Source organism: Micromonospora sp. NPDC023737, from assembly GCF_040639715.1.
In the GTDB taxonomy this organism is placed as follows: domain Bacteria; phylum Actinomycetota; class Actinomycetes; order Mycobacteriales; family Micromonosporaceae; genus Micromonospora.
The window spans coordinates 1-14,668 of the sequence record NZ_JBFAAL010000008.1; the positions used below are offsets into that span (position 1 = coordinate 1).

The following is a 14,668-nucleotide window of genomic DNA, read 5'->3' on the forward strand; positions in this document are numbered from 1 at the left end:
CCAACCAGTCCGGGGTAATAAATCAATTTGGCACTGGCTTATCAAGCACCCTGTTGAGTTCTCAAAGAACAACCACACACCATCCGACAAACCCCCACCAAAAGGGCCCATCATCCGGGGCATTTCGCTCCGGTCCCGCCGCTCCCGCGCCGGGCACTTTTACTACGTTACCCGCCGATTTCCGCCCTGTCAAACCAGTGTTTCCCGGTTTGACACGCTTCCACCCTTAACACGGGCACCCCGAATCCACCGGCTTCCGCCGCCTTCATCACAGGAATCAACAGACCGGCCGCCACGGTCACCCGCAAGCTCGCCCGGCACCCTGCCGACCGTCGACCATACCCGGCCGGTTCCGCCTCACCAAATCCGCCTCACAGCGAACCCGGGGCACCGCCCAGATCCCGAGCCAGAGAAGACAACCCCTCCGACCCGAAAGCCTCCGCCACGCTCCGGCCTCCAGGACTTTCGCCCCGTTTCGTCCGTTCCGCGCTGGCAGAGAGAAAGTTACGTGACCGCGGGGTTGATCGTCAAATCCGGGCTCGTGGGTCAACTCGCGCCTGCTGTCGCCGCCGCCGAACGGCAGGGAGCACCCGCTCGACCTCCGCCAGCGACCACGTTGTGAGGGTGGCCGGCGCGGCCCCGTGTGACGCCGGCTCGTCGGCTGGCACGGCAAGGACGCCGTCACCCCATCCACCCAGCAGGAATGGGTCCCTACCAACTTCGGCGCACTGCTGGCAGGCCCGATGTCCTACGGAAGCCGGAGGCACGGCCGCCCCGCCGGTCCGTGCGGCGGCAGCCGGGACGGCCGTACCTCTGACTCCCCGGCCGCCCCGCGGGTCCGTCCAGCGGCAGCCGGGAGCCGGCGGCACGGCCGCGCCGCGTGCCACGCCCGCATCGGGCAATTTCTACAAGATCCGCTGGTGATAAACTTTCTGGCGTGGCAGCGGCCTCCTGGCAGGCGGTGACGGCGCTGGTCGACCAGGTCCGACGGGCGCTGTACGACTACGTCCGCAGCCAGGACCACCCGGTGACGCGGGACGAGGCCGCCGACGCACAGGGCATCTCACGCAGCCTGGCGGCGTTCCACCTCGACAAGCTGGTCGCGGCCAGGCTGCTGCAGGCCCGGTACGAGGCGCCGGCTGACCAGCCACGCGGCCGGGGCAGGACGCCGAAGGTGTACGAGGCGGCGCCGGGATGCATCTCGTTGACCATCCCGGAGCGCCGCTACGACCTGATCGGCGAGATCCTCGCTCAGGCGGTCGCCGAAGATCCGACCGACGCGAGGTCGGCGGCCCTCCGCCTCGCAGAGCAACGGGGCGTCACCATCGGTCGTCAGGCCGCGGGGCGCGGCACCGTGGCGGCGCTTCTGGACGAACTCGGCTTCGAGCCGGTCGACGACGACGAGCTGATCCGGCTGCGGAACTGCCCGTTCCATCAGCTCGCTGTTCAGCAGACCGAACTGGTGTGCGGCCTGAACCACGCGTTCATCGCGGGTCTGCTGGACGGGCTCGGCCGGACGGAACTCCACGCGCGGCTGGTCCCCACTCCGGGGGCTTGCTGCGTGCAGGTACGTCCGGCCTGACCCGTCGCGGTGCCTAGCCGAGGAGATCGCCGAGTGGCACCTGCGGGTCGGCGAGCTTGGCCAGGTCGACGGCGGTGCCGCCGTGTCCGGCGCGCACCAGCGCCTGGATGTGGTCGGTGACGTCCCACACGTTCGCGTTCATTCCGGCCAGAACCCTGCCTTCGGAGACCCAGAACGCCAGGAATTCCGGCGCCTTCCCGTCCGCCACGGATGGGTCGCCGCGGAACACCACCTGGTCGTAACCGTCCGGGGCCGCCCAGCCCGAGTACTCCATCCCCAGGTCGTACTGGTCGGAGAAGAAGTACGGCAACCGGGCGTACTCGACCTGCTGGCCCAGCATGGAGCGGGCGGCGGCCGGGCCGCCGTTGAGCGCGTTCGCCCAGTGCTCCACACGGATGTGCCGGCTCAGCAGCGGGTGGTAGGCGTTGGCCACGTCGCCTGCGGCGTAGATGTGCGGGTCGGAGGTGAGCAGCCGGGCGTCGGTGACGACGCCGTTGTCGACCTTCAGTCCCGCGGCCTCGGCCAGCTGCGTGTCGGGCTGGATACCCACACCGACGACGACGGTGTCGGCGGGCAGTTCGGTGCCGTCGGTCAGGAGGACCGACGACACCCGTCCGGAACCGTGCAGCTGTCGAACCCCGGCGCCGAGGCGGAAGGTGACGCCGTGGCTCTGGTGCAGGTCGGCGAAGACCCGGGCGACCTCGTCGCCGAGAACTCGCTGCAACGGCAGTTCGGCGACGTCGATCACGGTCACGGTGGCGCCGCGTTTGCGGGCGGCAGCGGCGATCTCCAGACCGATCCAGCCCGCACCGATCACCACGAGCTGGGACTTGTCGGTGAGGGCTTCGGCTATCCGGTCGGACTGCGCCAACGTGCGCAGGTACAACACCCCGTCCAGATCGGCACCGGGGACACCCAGGCGGCGGGGCGTCGAGCCGGTGGTCAGCAGCAGCTTGTCGTACCCGATCCGCTCGCCGCCGTCGAGGACGACGTGGCGGGCGATGCGATCGATGGCGGCGACCCGGGTCCCGGTACGCAGCTCGACGTTGTTCGCGTCGTACCAGCCGGCGTCGTGCACGTACACGTCGCTGCGTGGGGTGCTCCCCAGAAGCAGGCCCTTGGACAGTGGCGGCCGCTCGTAGGGGCGTTCGGGCTCCTCACCGAGGAGGATCACGCGGCCGTCGAAGCCCTCTTCGCGCAGCGTTTGGGCGGCTTTGGCGCCGGCGAGGCCGGCGCCGACGATGACGAAGGTGAGGCTGTTGTCCATGCCGCTCTCCGATTCGGGGATCACTGGGCTCCGGTGAGGGAGAAGAACTCGGCCCTGGAGCGGGCGTCGTCACGCAGAGTACCGAGCAGGGTGGAGGTCACCGTGGTGGCACCCGCCGCGCGTACGCCGCGCAACGTCATGCACATGTGCTCCGCCTCGATGACGACGCCGACGCCCTTGGGCGCGAGTTCGAGGGCCAACCACTCCGCTACCTGCTTGGTCAGTCGTTCCTGCACCTGCGGGCGGTGAGCGAACAGCTCCACGACGCGGGCGAGCTTCGACAGTCCGAGGATCCGGTCGCCCGGCAGGTAGCCGACGTGGGCGACACCGATGAATGGGAGCAGGTGGTGTTCGCACACTGACCGGATCGGGATGGATCTGGCCAGCACGAGTTCGTCGTATCCCTCGTCGTTGGGAAAGGTGGTCAGGTCGAACGGGCGCGCGGTGAGCAGTTCGGCGTACGCCGAGGCCATCCGCCGTGGTGTCGCGCGCAGGCTCTCGGAGTCCAGGTCGATGCCGAGCGCAGCGAGGAATTGGGCGGCGGCCTGTTCGGCGGCGACGAGGTCGCGTGCTGGTTGCTGGTTCACGCGGCGTGGGGCGGGTGCGATGGTCACGTCCGCGGCTCCCGGGGTCGGTGTGCAGGTTCCGCGGCGCGGCCCTCGTCTTCGGCGAGGGCCGTCGCCGGTATCCGTCATCCTGTGCTCTCCGGCGAGGAATTTCAATAGCGGACGCTGGTTAAATTAGGATTCCGCGCTCACGGAGGTGCCGACTGTCCCGGGCAGGTCGCGCGGGACCATGACCGACAGTCCGTACGTGCCCGCGTGCCGGCCGCGCATCGCGAGCGCGTCAGTTCCTGCCTCTTCCTGCAAGCGGAGTACGGACGCCACGATCGTGTCGTCGTGGCGTCCGTACTCGCGGCGGTCAGCGTGGAGTGTTCACGTAGTGGCAGGCGGAGGGCTGGGTCAATTTCCCGTGCCGGAGCTCGACGGGGACGGGCTGCGGGTCCGAGGGGAGGTCGGTGCCGGCTCGCACGAACTCCTCGTTGAAGACGATGTGCCGCATGGACTCACGTCGGTGCGTGTAGGCCAAGTGGATCATGCCGTCGCCGGTCTGCAGCAGGTAGGGATACGAGAACTCGGCACCGGGCTCGGACTCGACGTCGACGTGGCTCGTCCAGGTCTTGCCCTGGTCGGTGGAGAGGGAGAGCCGCAGGATGTTCCTACCCGAGGTGATCGGGTTGTGCGCCAGCACGAGGTTGCCGTCGGCGAGCTTGATCAGGGCCAGCCGGGCGTTGTTGTTCGGCAGTCCCGTCGACTCCGCGGTGGTCCAGGTGCGGCCGTAGTCGAACGACTCGGTCTTGTAGATGGCCTGGTCTCGGGTGCGGAGGTAGGCCAACAGGTGGCCAGGTTCGAGTTCGACGGTGGCTGGCTGGATCGCACCATTCGGCGAGGTGGGCCAGTCCGCGTCGTTGTCGGACGGGTGCGGCACCCAGGTGGAGTAGTTGTCGCTCGGGATATACCAGCCGGACGCCCATCGCGTCTCGCTGTAGATCGGGACGAGCACCTCTCCGTTGGACATGCGGAACGGTTGAGTGCCGAAGAGCCAGCCCCATTCCTCGCGGATCTGCTCCGGCGCGCTCCACGTGCGGCCGTTGTCCGTCGAGCGGATGAGGCGGAGGTCGGCTTCCGTCCAGCCGTCCCCACGGATCGTGGAGAAGAACAGGTAGGTGGTGCTGTCGTCGGCCCACAGCACGGCGTTGCCGTCCGGCTTGTCGGGTTCGTCGAAGATCACCCTAGGTTCGGTCCAGGTTTTGGAGCCGACCGGGAGTCGACTCATGTAGGTGGCCACGTCGTCGGCCTTTTCCTGGGTGCCGGCGTAGAAGGCGTAGAGGAGGTCACCGTTGGGTGCCTTCTCGATGGACGCGACGTGGACGCCGGGATAGTCCGGATCTTGCGGGTGGATGTCCTGACGGCAGGCGTAGGCGCGAAAGGCATCGCTGTGTCCGGGTGGTTCCGCGGCGCGGGCCACTGCGGCGGCCGGCAGCGCCAGCACGGCGGCGAGGCCGGGAACCAGCACTCGGCGCAGCGTGGTCAGGTGTGCGATCACGATCTCCCCTTCGGTTCTGTTCGGTGGCACGGGCGGTGGGCGACGCATGGTCGGCCAGGTGGTGCCCGTGCCCGTATCCGTGCCTGCGCGCTGCGCCGCCTCGGGTGCAATACGCCCCCATTCGCATGATCAGGTTCCGCGTCTGATCGCCCCTGCAGTTGAGACCGGCCACCGGTCGAAAGCCGGTCTCGCGCCACGGACATCGAGGGCAGGTCGCCATCGGTGCGGGCAGGTTCCGCCGACTGCCCACCGGCCCGTGTGGACGCTCGCCCTACACGGCGCATGGATGCACATCCGTTAACCGTCTACTGTTAACAGTAGGTTGCCAGCGACTCAACTCGATGTCAATGGCGTACTGGCCTGGGGCGGGGTCACCAGCCGGCCGCGCGCCACCCAGTGTCGAGCGCGCACGGTGACCGCTCAGGCACCATCGGCGGCGGGTCTCCTGACCGGCAGGCTCGACCACAGTGCCGGCGCCGAGGACTCACGCGCGGCGCGCCGTCCATGACCAAGAAGACCGCGCTGAGGGTCACGCCGCCGAGGGGGAAGCAGGCCGGTGCTGCCCATGCCGCAGTCAGTTACGGGGTGACCTATCGAAAGAGAGCGGACCGATCAGAGAAGGTCGGCGACGTCGGATTCAAGGGTGCGTCGATCCTGCGGGGAGATCGGGTCGAGTGGGGCACGCAGCCCGCTCGCGGGGATACCGCGCAGTTCGAGGACCGCCTTCAGGTGGGCGAGGTTGCCCTGACCGGTAACTGCGACAGCGCGGCGCGCTCGCTCCCGGGCGACCGCCAGCGCCGCCGAGTCCCCGGCGCGCAGGGCGTCGCGTACCTCGAGGAAGGGTGCCGGCAGCGCAGAGCTGACGCCGGAAACCACGCCCGCCGCTCCGAGGTCGACCACCTCGGCGAACTCCGCGTCAGCACCGGAGTAGACCGGGATCGTCCGGTCGAGCGCGGCGAGGTACCGACCGACGGCGGCGCTACCCGCACCGCTGATCTTCACTCCGGCGAGGCCTGTGTCGACGAGCCGGGCGAGCAGGGTGGGCGTCACCGACGTGGTGGTCCGCGCTTCGAAGAGATACCCGTAGATGGGCACGCCGGTGGCCCGCCCGACCAGGGTCTCGTAATACGACAGCAGGGCCGACTCGGTGGCGGCGTAGTAGTGCGGTGTGAGTGCCGCGAGGCGGCGGGCACCGCGGTCCACGGCGGCCTGGGTGAGGGCGGCCGCCTGGTACCGGGACGCTGCGCCGACGTGCCAGTATGTCCGGTCAGGGCCGAAGGCGTCACTGGCGGCGGTGCAGACGGCCAGGCGCTCGTCATCGGTGAGAGTCGTGAACTCGCCCGTCGTTCCGGCGACGAAGATGCCGTCGAGGGGCACCTCGGCCAGTTGTGCGTAGGCCGCCTTGGTCGCGCCGATGTCGAGCGCACCGGCCTGGTCGAAAAGGGTCGGCACGGCGCTGATCAGGTTGGCGTCGGGGTAGCTGGTCATGAATTGCTCCGGTCTGAAGGGGCGAGAAGAGCGAACGCGATCCTGCGGCGCTGCCAGGTGTAGGTGACGGCGAGCCCGTCGCGGGTCCGGACGAGGCAGGGATAGGAGAATTCGTTGGCGCCGGTGGTGGTGACGCCGGAGTCGGCCGACCGGTAGGTTTCCTCGCCGGCGCGGTCCCGCGATTCCTCGAGGCTTGTCCAGGGCTCCCAGGTGGCACCGTCGTCGGTCGAGGCCGAGATCAGCAGCGGCGCACGCGATGCCCAGTCGCCACTGGTGGGATTGTGGGCCAGGTACACCGTGTCGCCGCGGGTGCAGATGCTGATGCCGGAGTTGTTGTTGGGAACGTTGCTCATCACTCCGGCGGACCAGGTCTCACCGTCGTCGTCGCTGCAGGAGAAGACGAGCCGGCCGGCTGTGCTCCGAGCGAGGAGGCGCACCTGCCCCGTGGCGGCCTGCCACAGTGCGGGTTGGATGATCCCCGCGCCGGGGAAGGTGCCATGGTCGATGAGGATGTTGTCGGTGCGGCGCCAGGACCAGCCGTCGTCGTCGCTGATGTCGACGAAGGAGTCCCACCGGGGCGTCGCTCCCCACGTCTCGGTGGAGGCGCCGGCGAGTAGCTGGCCGGACGGCAGGCGAAGAGGTGGTGTGCGTACCGGTCCTCGTCCGCCCGGCGTGTCGGGTGGGAGTGGGTGTGGTACCGACCAGGTCTCGCCGCCGTCCATGGAGGTGGTGTGGTACGTCCGCCACGCCGAGATGGTCTTGCCCACCTTGAAGAACAGGCGCAGCGCTCCGGATTCCTGTCGGTGCAGGACCGGGTTCCAGCACGGCGCGAGGTCGCCGCTGACCACCCTGGGTGGGGTCCAGTCTGCGCCGGCTCGGGTGGTGAGCCAGATCTGCGAGTTGGGTGCTCCTTCGTGGTCGCCCTGAAACCAGGCGGCGACGAAGGAGCCAGTTGTTTCGCAGAGCGTGCTGCCGTGGCACTGGCCGGGCACGTCCCGCACGACGAAGTGCTTTTCGATCAACTGCCGACCCCGGCCGGCTTTCGCGGTTCCGGCGTGCCCGGTGGGGATGGCCGTTTCCTTGCCTTCATCCGGGAGCGGATGCGAGGCACGGCGATCGCCAGGACCGCGGCGACGAGGAGGACGACGGCGATCGGGCTGGTGTAGATCGTCTCGAGCCCGCCGAGCTCCATGGAGCGACGGAAGTTGCGCTCGGCCAGAGGTCCGAGGATGAGGCCGAGCACGATCGGTCCGGCGGGCACACCGAACCTGCGCAACAGCAGGCCGATTACGCCGAAGAGGAGCATGAGGCCGACGTCGAAGACGCTGTTGTTGACCGCGTACGTCCCGACGATGCAGAAGGTCACGATGACCACCCACAGGAAGCGAGTGGGTAGCTCGAGCAGCTTGGCGACTCCCCGCATCCGAAGGAGGCTGAGGCCGAGGGTCAGCAGGGTCGCGAAGAGCAGGATGCCCGAGATCGAGTACACCAGATCCGGGTGCTGCGAGAAGAGGCTGGGACCGGGCTGGATACCCCAGATGATCATCGAGCCGAGCATGACGGCCATCACGGAGTCCCCCGGCACGCCGAGGGCGAGCGTGGTCAGAACGGACCCTCCCACGCCGGCATTCGACGAAGAGTCCGCCGCGGTCAACCCCTCCAGTGAACCCTTGCCGAAGAGTTCGGGCTCCTTGGAGACCCGCCGCGCCTGGTCCCAGGCGACGATGCCACCGATGTCTCCGCCCGCCGCCGGCAGGATACCGACGACGGTGCCGACGGCCGACCCCACGGCGACGGGCTTGATCATGGCCCGGTTTTCGGCCTTGTTCGGCCACCAGCGGCCGAAGCTGCGCACCGCCTCCTGCTGGGCGTGCCCGCGCTCGACCATCTGGGTGAACACCTCGGTGATGCCGAACAGCCCGATGATGACCGCGATGAACGGGACGCCCTCGACGAGTTGCGGGATGCCGAAGGTGAAGCGGTCGGAGCCGTCGAGGGGGTCACGGCCGATGGTGCCGAGGGCGAGACCGAACAGACCCGCGATGAGGCCCATGACGATCTTGCCACCCGATACCTCGATCATCATGGTCAGCCCGAAAACCACGAGGGCGAACATCTCCGGCGAACCGAACTCGAGCGCCAGGTTGCTGAGCGGAACGGCCGCGACCATCAGGACCGCGATGCCCACCAGGCCGCCGATCGCCGAGGCGTACGCCGACGCGGTGAGCGCGAGGCCGGCTTTTCCCTGACGGGCGAGCGCGTAACCGTCGAAAGTGGTCGCGATGGAGGCGGGTGTGCCGGGGGTGTTGATGAGGATCGCCGGGATGCGATCGCCGAACTGCGCGGCGACCAGGATGGTCAGGAGAACCGCCAGTCCGGGCAGCGGATCCATGGTCAGGGTGAAGGCGCTGGCCAGGGCGACCGCCATGGTGGCGCTGATGCCTGGGAAGGCACCGACGAGCATGCCGATGGCGGCGCCGACGAGGATGCACAGTGCGATCTGAACAGTGAATAGAGCGCCGAAGCCGTCGAGGAGAGCGTTCATACCGGAACTCTCAGGAGGAGCGCGAACAGGGCGTAGAGCACCACCGTGATGCCGGCGGGGAAAAGGATCAGGTCTTTGATGCCGCGGCCGCCCGCGATCCACGTGAGGGCGGCCACGAAGACCATCCCGGACACCAGGAAGTGGATGTAGTACCAGAGCAGGCCGAAGGCGAGGGCGGCCAGGACGAAGCCGGCCACCCGCAACACGCCGACCCGGGTGGCCGGCTCCGCGTCGTCGCGCTTGGGCGGGGAGAGGAACGCGATGACGATGTGCAGGACGGACAGCACGACGATCCCGGCGCCCAACGTCTCCGGCCAGATGCGGGGACTGACGGCGAGGGCACGGTCAGGCAGCTCGATCGCGTGGGCGAGCACGAGGATGGCGACGCCCAGCGCCAGGAAGACGCAGCCCAGTGCTGCCTCGCGCCACGGCGAGGCAGCACTGAGCTCACCCTCGGGGGTCGGGTGAGACGCGGTCATTTCTGGTAGATCTCGCCGAAGCGCTGGAACTCCGACTGGGCGAAGGCGGCGGCGTCCTCCGGTGAGGTGGCCATCGGGGTGTTGCCCGCCTTGCTCATGACGTCGGTGAAGGTCGCCGAGGACGCCGCCTTGTGCACGGCGTCGGCGAGTCGCTGCTTGACCTCGGACGGCAGGTTGGCGGGGGCGCCCATCAGGCCCCAACCACCGATGACGAGGTCGATGCCGAGTTCCTTCGCGGTCGGAACGTCAGGCAGCGAGGAGACCCGCTCAGGTGCCATCACGGCGAGGATCCGCAGCCGGCCGTCCTTTGCTGCCGCGCCGGACTCGCTCACGCCTGCCATGACAGCCTTGACCTCACCGGACACGCCGGCCGCGACGGCGGGTGCTCCACCGTCGTACGGGACGGGCTTGAAGGTGACCCCGGCCGACTCCCCGAGGGCGAGGGTCGCCGCCTCCCAGATCGCACCGGCACCTGAGTTCGAGACGGTGATGGTCCCGGGAGCGGCCTTGGCCGCGGCGATGAACTCCGCGAGCGTCTTGTAGGGGCTCTCTGCCGGGACCGAGAGAGTCGCGGGCGCGTTCATGACCTGACCGAGGATGGTGTACTGGTCGGGCTTGATGTCGGCGCCCTGGTGCCCGAGCATCGCCACCTCGACGGGGATGAATCCGATGTTGTAGCCGTCCGCCGGCCGCTCCTTGAGGTAGGTGAGGCCGACACGGCCCCCGCCGCCCGTACGGTTCTCCACCACGATCGACTTTCCGAGGTCGGACTCCATCTCCTTGGCGAGCGTCCGGGCGGTCAGGTCCGATCCCCCTCCCGCTCCGGCATGGACGACCAGGGTCAAATCCTTCGACGGGTAGTTCGCGGAGGACGCCTCTCCCCCGCCGCCCCGGTTGGCGCACGCGGTCACTGCGAGACTTGTGGCGACGGCCAGGGCGGCTATCGCGACCCTTCTTGATCTCATAAGTCGTTCTCTTTCTGCAGGGGTGGTGGGGGTACCGCGGACTGCAATCGCGAACAGGTCGTCTGCAGGTGACGGTGCAGCTCGACCTTGACTTCGGCGACCTCGCCCGCGGCGATCAGCCCGGCGAGGTCGCGGTGCTCCCGCGCCGACGTTGCGAGGTCGTCCATGCGTTTGCCGGAGGCGTACAGCAGGCCCTCGATGGTGGGACGGAACTGGTTCCACAGGACGCCGAGCCGGGTCAGACCGGCGGCGTCGAAGAAGGCGCTGTGGAAACGGATGTCGGCTGCCGTGAAGTCCGTCGAGCTGCGGTCGGTGACGGCCGCATCCATGTCGGCGAGTGCTGCTTCCAGTTCGCGGGAGAGGTCATCTCGCCTGGCGGCGATGGCACGTTCGACCGCCAGCAGCTCGAAGGACTCTCGGAGGGCCATCAGCTCGTCGATGTCAGCTGCGGTGAGCGAGCGGGTGACGACGTTCCGGCCGGTGCCGGCGACGAGTCCCTCCGCGCGCAGGATTTTGATGGCGTCCCTGACCGGGCCCCGGCTGACCCGGAAAGACTCAGCCAGCTCCTCCTCGACCAGGCGTGTGCCCGCGGCGAGTTCGCCCATGATGATGCGGCGACGCAGCTCGCTGGCGAGCCTTTCCCCGAGGGACTCTACTCTGATGGGGCTGACGTTCAGCACTTGACCTCCCGAAAACTGTTAACAGTTAACACTTGGTTTCATCGACGGTCAACGGTTGACGAGGCGAAGTCTCCCCGACCTTCACCCGCACTCGGACAGGCGGAGTCGCGACCGCCCACAAGCCTCTTCAGATCGGCACGGGCGAGATCGTCGGGGCCCAAACACTCTCAGCCGCACATTGGACGACATCTTCGAACGCACCACGGGCGATCGTCTACTTTGGCCGATAGTGCGGTCATTTACCCGGCCGTGCGCCTGCATCGTGCCTCAACTCAGCGCTACGACGCGGCGACGTAGCGGTTGCTCCAGGCGGACTTCGTCCCTTAGGCTCCGGGTCGCGAGAGCCAGACATAGGCTTTCGCGATCGTCACCCCTGTTCGATTCTGTTGGATTCGCGTACAGGCAGGAGGGAGGTCGACTCCCCCACGCCGGCCCTCACGGCCGGCTCTTGCCGGCGTAGGCAACGCGACCGCGGTCAGGATGGAACTCGCAACTGGCGGCGCACGAACTCCCCCGGCCGTCAATCAACCGCCGCGTCGCCCTGGCACGTGCCTGCTGGTTCGGCATCCGCTGATCAAACCCACCTGCAGAAGGGACGATCGATGCGTGTGCACAGCTCGCGGCACCGGTTTCTCGCGCGCTGCGTCGTACTGATGCTCGCCGTCGCCGCCGCGGCGGTGGCGACCACCCCTGCCACGGCTTCCACCTCCGGCGCGTGGACGGTCCGTGGGCCGTCGCCGGCAGCGCCGGTGTCGGCTTCCGTGACGCTCGACTCCGACGGTGCGTTGTCGCTCGCCGTCGATCACCAGGGCAGGAGCGTGCTGGCCCCCTCGGCGGTCGGCATCGAGACCACGGCCGCCGACCTGACCAAGGGTCTGAGCTTCATCCGCCGTGAAGACCGGGTCGTGGTGGAGAACTACGTCATGACCACTGGAAAGCAGCGCGTCCGGCACGCCAGGTCGGCGGAGTCGACGCTGTCGTTCGCCGGCGCGAGCGGCGCGCGGATGGATCTCGTGGTCCGCGTCTCGGACGACGGTGTGGCCTTCCGGTACGTCCTGCCCGACGCCGCAGGCGTCACCGTCAAGCGGGAGGCCTCCTCATACACCCTGCCGACCGGCGCACCCGCGTGGTTGCTGCCGTACACGCCCAACTACGAGGCGACCCGGGTCGAGACGACCGCCGGCGCCGCCGCGGCAGGTGAATTCGGCTTCCCGGCTCTGTTCGAAGTGGACGACACCTACGTCCTGCTCACCGAATCGGATGTGGACGGCCGATACTCGGGTGGCCGCCTCACTCACCAGACGGGATCGAGTTCCTACGCGGTCAAGCTCGCCGACGCGGAGGTCACCTCGCCCGGCCCGTTGGCCACTCCCTGGCGTACCGCGATCGTGGGCGACCTGGCCACGGTGACCACCTCGACGCTCGTCGACGACCTGGCACCGGCGTCGAAGCTGGCCGACACCTCGTGGATCCGCCCGGGCACGGTCGCCTGGTCATGGCTGTCCGAGCACGACAGCCCCCGGGACCCCGCACGCCAGAAGCAGTACGTCGACTTCGCCGCCCGCAACGGATGGTCCTACATCCTGATCGACGAAGGCTGGGATCGCAGCTGGGTGCCGGACGTGGTGCGCTACGCGCGCGCCCGGGGTGTCGAGGTGCTGCTCTGGTTCCACTGGACGGCTCTGGACACCGCGCAGGAGCGGGACGACACGCTGTCGCTCGTGAAGTCGTGGGGCGTCGCCGGGGTGAAGGTCGACTTCATGGACTCGGATTCCCAGGCGCGCTTCAAGTGGTACGACGACATTCTCCGCAAGACCGCCGAGCTGCGACTCATGGTCAACTTCCACGGCGCGACCATTCCTCGCGGAATTCAACGGACCTGGCCACACGTCATGACGCTCGAGGCGATTCGCGGCGCGGAGCAGTTCCGTACCCGGGCCGCGACGAACACGATGTTCCCGTTCACCCGCAACGTCGTCGGCGGCATGGACTACACCCCTGTCGCGTTCGTCGTCTCCGACCGCGACACCACGGACGCGCACGAGGTGGCGACGTTCCTGGTCTACGAGTCGGGCTGGCAGCACGCCGCGGACAAGCCCGAGAACTACGACTCGCATCCCGAGGCGCTGCGGACCCTGAACCAGCTCCCTACGACGTGGGACGAGACGCGGCTGCTCGGCGGACGCCCGGGGCAGGAGGTCTACCTCGCCCGACGGTCGGGTCAGCGGTGGTACCTCGGTGGGATCTCGGCCGTCCCGGCGAAGACGTTCCAGACGCCGCTGACGTTCCTCGGCAAGGGGCGATGGCTCGTGGAGACCCTCCGCGACGGCCCGGACGGCCTGGTCCGGGAGGCCCGCATCGCCGACGCGCACGACTCGCTGACGGTGCCGGTGGCCACCAACGGTGGATTCGTCTCGGTGATCTGCGAATACACCAAGGGAAGGTCGACCTGTGACCAGCCGGTGCGGCGGGTACCGCGGACGGATCTCGTGGTGACACCCGACCAGGCGCAGACCGGACCGGGCGGCACCATCGACGTACGGGGCACCTTCACCCTGCCCACCGGCGGCCCGATCAGCGACGTCCAACTGCGGGTGACCCCGCCCGCAGGCTGGCGTGTCACCGGCGAGACGGTGTCCGACAAGCACCTGCGCGCCGGTGAGTCGATCAGCGGTGCGTGGACGGTCACCGCCGCCGCCGAGGCCGCCCCCGGGTACGTCGACGTACCGGTCGTCGCCACCTACCGCGTCGCCGACGACCCGCAGCGGCGCCCGGTGCATGTCGAGGAGGCGGTGCGCGTCTTCGTACCGCCGCCGAACCCGACCGGAACGGCGTACGTCAGTGACCTGCCGTTCCTGAGCGAGAGCAACGGGTGGGGTCCGGTCGAGCGCGACGGTTCCAACGGCGAGATGAACGCCGGCGACGGCGGCGCCATCTCCATCGGCGGCAGGACGTACGCCAAGGGCATCGGCACCCACGCGCCCAGCGAGATCACTGTGTGGTTGGGTGGCGTCTGCACCCAACTGCAGGCCGACGTCGGCATCGACGACGAGGTCACCCAGTCCGGCTCGGTCGCGTTCGAAGTCGTCGGTGACGGTCGGCCACTCGCCGACACCGGGATCATCCGGAGCGCCGACGGCGCGCGCACGCTCGGAGTCGACGTCAGCGGGGTGCGCACGGTGACCCTGAGGGTCACCGATGGTGGGGACGGTAAGAACTTCGACCACGCCGATTGGGGTGACGCGCGGGTGACCTGCGCGTAAGTGGTCTCCAGCGGGGCCGCCACGGCCCCGCGGAGGGGCGGGGGCCGGTCACCACGCCGCCCCCGACCCTTCGCACCACGGATTCACGCGTCGCCCGGGCCGCTGTCATGTCGCCGGCGCCGGCGATGATCGCACGGAGCTAGGGCGTTATGTCGTCCTCCGGTGGCGGCGACTTCCGCTTCGAGACGAACCCGAACCGCACCAGCAAATACACTATGAGCGCCACGATGATGACAGTCAGAAAAACGCACGCGATCCCCCCGGTGATGCCCATGTCGCGAAATTATCCTGTT

The 14,668-nt window shown here is 68.6% G+C and carries 11 protein-coding genes; 2 read left to right on the forward strand and 9 right to left on the reverse strand.

All coding sequences use genetic code 11. The features are described 5' to 3' along the window. Positions 1-937 precede the first annotated feature (937 nt). Positions 938-1,582: a hypothetical protein gene (locus AB0F98_RS18485; protein ID WP_357736626.1), complete on the forward strand. Its 645-nt coding sequence runs from the start codon at positions 938-940 to the stop codon at positions 1,580-1,582. Positions 1,583-1,595: 13 nt separating this feature from the next. On the opposite strand, the gene AB0F98_RS18490 is transcribed toward AB0F98_RS18485, so the two are convergent. The 9 genes from AB0F98_RS18490 to AB0F98_RS18530 form a co-directional block, all read right to left on the reverse strand. Next, the gene (locus tag AB0F98_RS18490) at positions 1,596-2,849 is read right to left on the reverse strand and encodes an FAD-dependent oxidoreductase (RefSeq protein ID WP_357736630.1); all 1,254 of its coding nucleotides are present in this window, start codon (positions 2,847-2,849) and stop codon (positions 1,596-1,598) included. Between the two features lie 20 nt (positions 2,850-2,869). Then, positions 2,870-3,463, reverse strand: coding sequence for a GTP cyclohydrolase I FolE (gene folE, locus AB0F98_RS18495; protein ID WP_357736633.1), 594 nt, complete (start codon positions 3,461-3,463; stop codon positions 2,870-2,872). A gap of 307 nt (positions 3,464-3,770) precedes the next feature. After that, complete coding sequence (locus AB0F98_RS18500) at positions 3,771-4,955, reverse strand: sialidase family protein (RefSeq protein WP_357736635.1); 1,185 nt, start codon at positions 4,953-4,955, stop codon at positions 3,771-3,773. 612 nt (positions 4,956-5,567) lie between these two features. Then, a complete protein-coding gene (locus AB0F98_RS18505) occupies positions 5,568-6,443 on the reverse strand; it encodes a dihydrodipicolinate synthase family protein (RefSeq protein WP_357736638.1) in 876 nt (291 codons plus the stop codon). After that, positions 6,440-7,465, reverse strand: a complete 1,026-nt coding sequence (locus AB0F98_RS18510) for a sialidase family protein (RefSeq protein WP_357736641.1) — start codon at positions 7,463-7,465, stop codon at positions 6,440-6,442. Before AB0F98_RS18510 ends, AB0F98_RS18505 begins: the two co-directional genes overlap by 4 nt. Beyond that, on the reverse strand, positions 7,462-8,988 hold the full coding sequence (locus AB0F98_RS18515; RefSeq protein WP_357736646.1) for a tripartite tricarboxylate transporter permease: 1,527 nt from the start codon (positions 8,986-8,988) through the stop codon (positions 7,462-7,464). The genes AB0F98_RS18510 and AB0F98_RS18515 overlap by 4 nt, the downstream gene beginning before the upstream one ends. Further along, the gene (locus AB0F98_RS18520; RefSeq protein ID WP_357736649.1) at positions 8,985-9,467 is read right to left on the reverse strand and encodes a tripartite tricarboxylate transporter TctB family protein; all 483 of its coding nucleotides are present in this window, start codon (positions 9,465-9,467) and stop codon (positions 8,985-8,987) included. Before AB0F98_RS18520 ends, AB0F98_RS18515 begins: the two co-directional genes overlap by 4 nt. Then, a complete protein-coding gene (locus AB0F98_RS18525) occupies positions 9,464-10,432 on the reverse strand; it encodes a tripartite tricarboxylate transporter substrate binding protein (protein ID WP_357736652.1) in 969 nt (322 codons plus the stop codon). The genes AB0F98_RS18520 and AB0F98_RS18525 overlap by 4 nt, the downstream gene beginning before the upstream one ends. Beyond that, entirely contained in the window at positions 10,429-11,112 is a 684-nt protein-coding gene (locus tag AB0F98_RS18530; protein ID WP_357736655.1) for a GntR family transcriptional regulator, read from the reverse strand. The genes AB0F98_RS18525 and AB0F98_RS18530 overlap by 4 nt, the downstream gene beginning before the upstream one ends. A gap of 602 nt (positions 11,113-11,714) precedes the next feature. On the opposite strand from AB0F98_RS18530, the gene AB0F98_RS18535 reads away from it, so the two are divergent. Then, positions 11,715-14,375, forward strand: a complete 2,661-nt coding sequence (locus AB0F98_RS18535; RefSeq protein WP_357736658.1) for a glycoside hydrolase family 97 catalytic domain-containing protein — start codon at positions 11,715-11,717, stop codon at positions 14,373-14,375. Positions 14,376-14,668 lie beyond the last annotated feature (293 nt).

Bases quoted from the DNA above. Each gene is read 5' to 3' on its own strand.
- AB0F98_RS18515 (WP_357736646.1), bottom strand. From the start codon at position 8,988: ATGAACGCTCTCCTCGACGGCTTCGGCGCTCTATTCACTGTTCAGATC.
- AB0F98_RS18535 (WP_357736658.1), top strand. From the start codon at position 11,715: ATGCGTGTGCACAGCTCGCGGCACCGGTTTCTCGCGCGCTGCGTCGTA.
- AB0F98_RS18520 (WP_357736649.1), bottom strand. From the start codon at position 9,467: ATGACCGCGTCTCACCCGACCCCCGAGGGTGAGCTCAGTGCTGCCTCG.
- AB0F98_RS18505 (WP_357736638.1), bottom strand. From the start codon at position 6,443: ATGACCAGCTACCCCGACGCCAACCTGATCAGCGCCGTGCCGACCCTT.
- AB0F98_RS18525 (WP_357736652.1), bottom strand. From the start codon at position 10,432: ATGAGATCAAGAAGGGTCGCGATAGCCGCCCTGGCCGTCGCCACAAGT.
- AB0F98_RS18490 (WP_357736630.1), bottom strand. From the start codon at position 2,849: ATGGACAACAGCCTCACCTTCGTCATCGTCGGCGCCGGCCTCGCCGGC.